The 5,431-nt window shown below is 61.1% G+C and carries 4 protein-coding genes and 1 pseudogene; 3 read left to right on the top strand and 2 right to left on the bottom strand.

The window, feature by feature from the left end:
• Positions 1–72: 72 nt before the first annotated feature.
• Positions 73–987, bottom strand: a complete 915-nt coding sequence (locus HT737_RS22165; protein ID WP_182404007.1) for a LysR family transcriptional regulator — start codon at positions 985–987, stop codon at positions 73–75.
• 104 nt (positions 988–1,091) lie between these two features.
• On the opposite strand from HT737_RS22165, the pseudogene HT737_RS22160 reads away from it, so the two are divergent.
• A pseudogene (locus tag HT737_RS22160) lies at positions 1,092–1,693 on the top strand (short chain dehydrogenase).
• Positions 1,694–1,811: 118 nt separating this feature from the next.
• On the opposite strand, the gene HT737_RS22155 reads toward HT737_RS22160, so the two are convergent.
• Positions 1,812–2,822, bottom strand: coding sequence for an acyltransferase (locus HT737_RS22155; RefSeq protein WP_306287250.1), 1,011 nt, complete (start codon positions 2,820–2,822; stop codon positions 1,812–1,814).
• Between the two features lie 144 nt (positions 2,823–2,966).
• Here HT737_RS22155 and HT737_RS22150 point away from each other — a divergent pair, with 144 nt between their 5' ends.
• Positions 2,967–3,620, top strand: coding sequence for a COG3650 family protein (locus HT737_RS22150; protein ID WP_182404006.1), 654 nt, complete (start codon positions 2,967–2,969; stop codon positions 3,618–3,620).
• A 97-nt stretch (positions 3,621–3,717) separates the two neighbouring features.
• Positions 3,718–5,331, top strand: a complete 1,614-nt coding sequence (locus tag HT737_RS22145; RefSeq protein WP_182404005.1) for an NAD(P)/FAD-dependent oxidoreductase — start codon at positions 3,718–3,720, stop codon at positions 5,329–5,331.
• The last annotated feature ends 100 nt before the right edge of the window (positions 5,332–5,431 follow it).

Genomic DNA, 5,431 nt, shown 5'->3' with positions numbered 1-5,431 from the left:
GATCTTTTGATTTTCAAGGTCAAAAGATCGCAGCCTTCGGCAGCTCCTACAGAGGTATCACGGGCATCGTAGTCAATGCGCCAGGCGATCCAGTGCCTCGCCGCTGCGTTTGAACCAGCCAATCAGATAATCCGCCAGCACTTGTGTGCGTTTGGGCAACCCGCCCTGATAGGGGTGGACCAGATACATCGGCATCCGGCGCGTCTGAAAATCGCGCAACAACCAGCGCAACCGGCCGTCAGCCAGTTCCGTTTGCAGCAGATACGACGGCAACCGTGCGATACCGGCGCCGGCCAGGGCGGCTTTCTTCAGCAGGTTGTAATGGTTGCTGGCGAACGGCCCCGACACCCGCACCCGCAGCAATTCGTGCTGTTGGTGATACAGCCATTCTTCACGGCCACTGTAATGACTGTTGAGCAGGCAGCGGTGTTCGGCCAGCTCCTGCGGGGTCAGCGGTGCGCCGAATTGTTCAAGGTATATCGGGCTGGCGCAGGTCATTTCCTGCCACGCCAGCAGGGGTTTGGCCACCAACCGCTCGTCATTGGCCACCTCGGAGCGAATCGCCAGATCGAAGCCGTCCCGGGACAGGTCGCGATAGTGGTTGTTCAGCTCCAGCTCGATCTGCACCTCTGGATACTTCTGCGAGAACTCCAGCAGCAAGCCGTCGAAAAACGTTTCCCCCAGCGACACCGGCACTGTCATCCGCACCGGACCGGCCATGTCGTCTTTCAAACGCGCCAACGCCTGACGTGCCCGCTCCACTTGCACCACCAGCGCCTGGGCTTGCGGCAACAATGCCGCGCCCGCCGCCGTCAGGCTCAAGCGGCGCGTGGTGCGTTGCAGCAACACCACGGAAAACCGCGTTTCGAGCTGGCTGATGCGCTTGGACAACTGGCCCTTGCTGCAACCCAGCTGCTGCGCTGCCAAGGTAAAACTGCCGGCCTCGATCAACACCGCGAACGCCGCGAGATCATCCATTTCACTCATGGACTGTTTCCATTTGAAAACCAAAGGTTGCCTATTAGTGCGCTTATCCGCAGAAAAAACCACTCTAGACTGAAACCTCGTTCAACCCATTGAGGAACAGTCCCATGAAGATTCTGTTGATCGGTGCCGCCGGCACCATCGGTTCGGCCGTGGATAAAGAGCTGAGCCAGCGTCACGAAGTGATTCGTATCGGTCGCAGCAGCGGCGACTTTCAGGTGGACATCAGCGACAGCGCATCGATTCGCAAACTGTTCGAGCAAACCGGCAAGTTCGACGCGCTGATCTGCGCCGCCGGCAACGTAACCTTCGCCCCACTCGGCGAGATGAACGCTGACAGTTTTGCACTGGGCCTGAAAGACAAACTGATGGGCCAGGTCAACCTGCTGCTGATCGGCCGCGAATACGCCAACGACGGCGCCTCGTTCACCTTCACCAGCGGCGTACTCAGCCACGATCCGATCCGCTCCGGCGCCTCGGCGGCATTGGTCAACGGCGCACTGGACAGCTTCGTCAAAGCCGCCGCCATCGAACTGCCGCGCGGTCTGCGGGTGAACTCGATCAGCCCGACAGTGCTGCTGGAAGCCATGGGCAGCTACGCCCCCGTACTTCCGTGGCTACAAGCCGGTTCCGGCGGCGGATGTGGCGCTGGCCTACGCGAAAAAGTGTCGAAGGCCTGCAAACAGGGCAGACCTTTCACGTAGGCTGAATGCCTCGTAGGCAGGGGGCGTCAACGGGCCATCGCGGCAACCTTGTTGTGTCCCACTGTACGTCGGCGTATCCAACGTTGCACAGGGCGCTCGAACCCGTAGTGACACAACAGGCTGCTACCGATCAGCACCGCAAAAAACAACAGCAGGCTCCACGGCTGATAAAAAAACGGCGCGTCCAGGCAGAAATTTATCGGCCAACAGCGCCGCGACAATTTGCAAGGGAAAGTGCAGCAGATAGGCGGCGAAACTGATGTCCCCCAGCCAGGACACACGGCGCGCCAGCGACTGCAACCATGGGGGGCAAGCGGCGACGGCAACAATGGTCAATGGAAACAGCACGGCAAACCTGACCAGCGGTGATTGCGCCGCATCGCCGCCGCACCACCACCAGCCAGCCCCGCAGGCCAGTACCAGGCCGGCAGCGACCCAGCGCACATCAAAGCGCCGCAACAGCCAGTCAGCAGCGATGTAACCCAGGCCGCCACAGAAAAACCCGAACACCCCGAGACTGATTTTGTACTGTGCCGGAAACACCCACAGGCTCACGGCAATCAACAACGCACTCAGCAGCAGCGGCGCCGGCGAGTAACGCCACAGCAGGAAAAACCCTGCGTACAGCAACACCTCCACCGATATCGACCATGCCGGGCCGTTGAACGACCAGCCTTGCTCCAACCCCCACGCGGGTGCCAGAAACACATTGAGCAGCGCGTGCCAGGCATCATTGAACGGATAAACGAACGCATTCCCCGTGTGCGCACTATAGATTTTCTGCAACAGGGCGACCGCCAGGAACGTCAGCAGATGCAGTGGATAGATCCGGCTGAAACGCTCCATGAAAAACTGTTTGCCGCTGATCTCCCGTTGCGCCAGTCCTTTGGAAAACAGCCAGAAGAAGATAAACCCCGAAAGACTGAAAAACAGCGAGACCGCATCGCCGCCGTGGCGGTAGAACAGTGAAAACAGGCTATACAACGGTTGGTCTTCACGCTGCAAAGGGCCAGGCAGTGCGCCCTGGAAAAAGAAGTGCTGCCAATGCCAGAACACTACCGCCAATGCAGCGATGCCGCGCAGGGCGTCCAACGCGTACAGCCGCTCAGGGAATACCGAAGGGTTTTGCTTCATGCACCATCAATCCATGCCCGCACAGGTACGCCACTATGCTGGCGGGTAACGGGCAACTCAATAGCCAGCCTGAACCGGCCACTCAAGTCTTGTGATCGACGGTCAGCCTGCGTAACGTGGCAGCACTTGTCTGGAGAGCCGAAGATGCGTGTTGCCCGTTCGTTGATCGTTGTTGCCTTGCTGCCATTGTTCGCCGCCTGCCAATTGCTTGATGGCCCGCGCGAAAGCGCATCCCATGTCGGGCAATCACGGATGCAGGGGCAATTGACGGCGGCCGACGGCAAACTGGTGTTCCAGCCCTGTGGCGAACACCGTCAGTACGTGGTCAATGACATCGGCGGCACCAGCGTGCTGCAAGAGGCCGCGACCCTCGCCGATCAGCAGGGCAAGCTGTTTGCCGATGTACGCGGGAAGATCGCCGGCGACCGCCTCGACCTCGGCCAGTTGTATCGCGTCGAACGTTCCGGCACCGCCTGCGATGACCCGAACTTCAAACTGTTGATCCTGCGCGCCGCCGGCCACGGTCCCGAGTGGAACGTCAAAGTCAGCGGCAAGGGCATGGTCATCGACCGTGAAGGCCAACCGGCGCTGGCCGTGCCGTATGTCGAAGAACAACTGGGCGACGGCCGCTTCAACCTCAGCAGCGAAGCCAACAACCAGCGCATCGAGTTATGGGTCGCGCCGCAACGCTGCGTCGACAGCAGCACCGGCAGCGTGCAGCACATGAGCGCCGAGCTGCGCATCGACGGCAAGGTCGAGCGTGGTTGCGGGTATTTCGGCGGATCACGTAACGACTGAGCGTTTTAGCCTCACCGGATCCGGCCTTTGCGGCTTATAATCGCGGCCTTCAAACGCCCTGGCGCAGTTGTGCGCCCCGCGAATCCGGATCCTCGCCATGTTACGAATCACCGAACTCAAGCTGCCAATCGACCATCCCGAAGAAGACCTGCGTGCCGCCATCGTGCAGCGCCTGGGCATCGCCAGCGATGACCTGCTCGATTTCACCTTGTTCAAGCGCAGCTACGACGCGCGCAAAAAGTCCTCCGAACTGTGCTTCATCTACACCATCGACCTCACCGTGCGCGACGAGGCCAAGGTGCTGGGCAAGTTCGCCGACGACCGTAACGTCAACGTGGCGCCGGATGTCAGCTATAAATTCGTCGGTCAGGCGCCGAGCGACCTGAACCAGCGCCCGATCGTGGTCGGTTTCGGCCCGTGCGGGATCTTCGCCGGCCTGTTGCTGGCACAGATGGGCTTCAAGCCGATCATCCTCGAACGCGGCACCGAAGTCCGCCAGCGCACCAAGGACACCTGGGGTCTGTGGCGTAAAAGTGTGCTCAACCCCGAGTCCAACGTGCAGTTCGGCGAAGGCGGCGCGGGCACGTTCTCCGACGGCAAGCTGTACAGCCAGATCAAGGATCCGAAGTTCCTCGGCCGCAAAGTCCTGCACGAATTCGTCAAGGCCGGCGCGCCAGAAGAGATTCTCTATGTCAGCAAACCGCACATCGGTACCTTCCGTCTGACCGGCATGGTCGAGACCATGCGTGAAGAGATCCGTGCCCTGGGCGGCGAAGTGCGCTTCCAGGAGCGCGTCACCGATGTGCTGATCGAAGACGGCCAACTGGTCGGCGTCGAACTGGCGAGCGGTGAAACCCTGCATTCGAAACACGTGGTCCTGGCCCTCGGCCACAGTGCCCGCGACACTTTCCGCATGCTCCACAGCCGTGGCGTGTTCATGGAAGCCAAGCCGTTCTCGGTGGGTTTCCGCATCGAACACCCGCAGTCGCTGATCGACCGTGCGCGGCTGGGCAAGTACGCCGGCCACCCGAAGCTGGGCGCTGCCGATTACAAACTGGTACACCACGCCAAGAACGGCCGTTCGGTCTACAGCTTCTGCATGTGCCCGGGCGGCACCGTGGTGGCGGCGACGTCCGAGCCGAATCGCGTGGTCACCAACGGCATGAGCCAGTACTCGCGTAACGAGCGCAACGCCAACTCCGGGATCGTCGTCGGCATCACCCCGGAAGTCGATTACCCGGGTGGCCCGCTGGCCGGTATCGAGTTGCAGGAGCGTCTGGAATCCCACGCGTTCATCCTCGGCGGCAGCGATTACAAGGCCCCGGCACAACTGGTCGGCGACTTCATCAACGGCACCCCGTCGACCGAACTGGGCGAAGTCGAGCCGTCGTACAAACCGGGCGTGGCCCTGGGCGACCTGGCCCTGGCGCTGCCGGACTTCGCCATCGAAGCGATCCGCGAAGCGTTGCCGGCGTTCGAGAAGCAGATTCGTGGCTACTCGCTGCACGATGCCGTACTGACCGGCATCGAAACCCGTACTTCGTCGCCGCTGCGCATCACGCGTAACGAGTCGCTGCAGAGCATGAACGTCAAAGGTCTGTTCCCGGCCGGTGAAGGCGCGGGGTATGCGGGCGGGATTCTGTCGGCAGGTGTCGACGGGATTCGGATTGCGGAAGCTGTGGCGCGGGATATTCTCGGCCTGGAAGCCTGATCAGCCAAATCTGCAAAACGCGCAATCCTGTGGGAGCTGGCTTGCCAGCGATGACGGACTCAGATTCGACATTGATGTTGACTGACAATCCGCTATCGCT

Origin of the sequence: Pseudomonas sp. MD195_PC81_125 (assembly GCF_014060985.1) — a bacterium.
In the GTDB taxonomy this organism is placed as follows: Bacteria; Pseudomonadota; Gammaproteobacteria; order Pseudomonadales; family Pseudomonadaceae; genus Aquipseudomonas; species Aquipseudomonas parakoreensis.
The sequence above is the reverse complement of the archived record's forward strand: the minus strand, read 5'-3'. Positions and strand labels throughout refer to the sequence as shown.

Bases quoted from the DNA above. Each gene is read 5' to 3' on its own strand.
- HT737_RS22155 (WP_306287250.1), bottom strand. From the start codon at position 2,822: ATGAAGCAAAACCCTTCGGTATTCCCTGAGCGGCTGTACGCGTTGGAC.
- HT737_RS22145 (WP_182404005.1), top strand. From the start codon at position 3,718: ATGTTACGAATCACCGAACTCAAGCTGCCAATCGACCATCCCGAAGAA.
- HT737_RS22150 (WP_182404006.1), top strand. From the start codon at position 2,967: ATGCGTGTTGCCCGTTCGTTGATCGTTGTTGCCTTGCTGCCATTGTTC.
- HT737_RS22165 (WP_182404007.1), bottom strand. From the start codon at position 987: ATGAGTGAAATGGATGATCTCGCGGCGTTCGCGGTGTTGATCGAGGCC.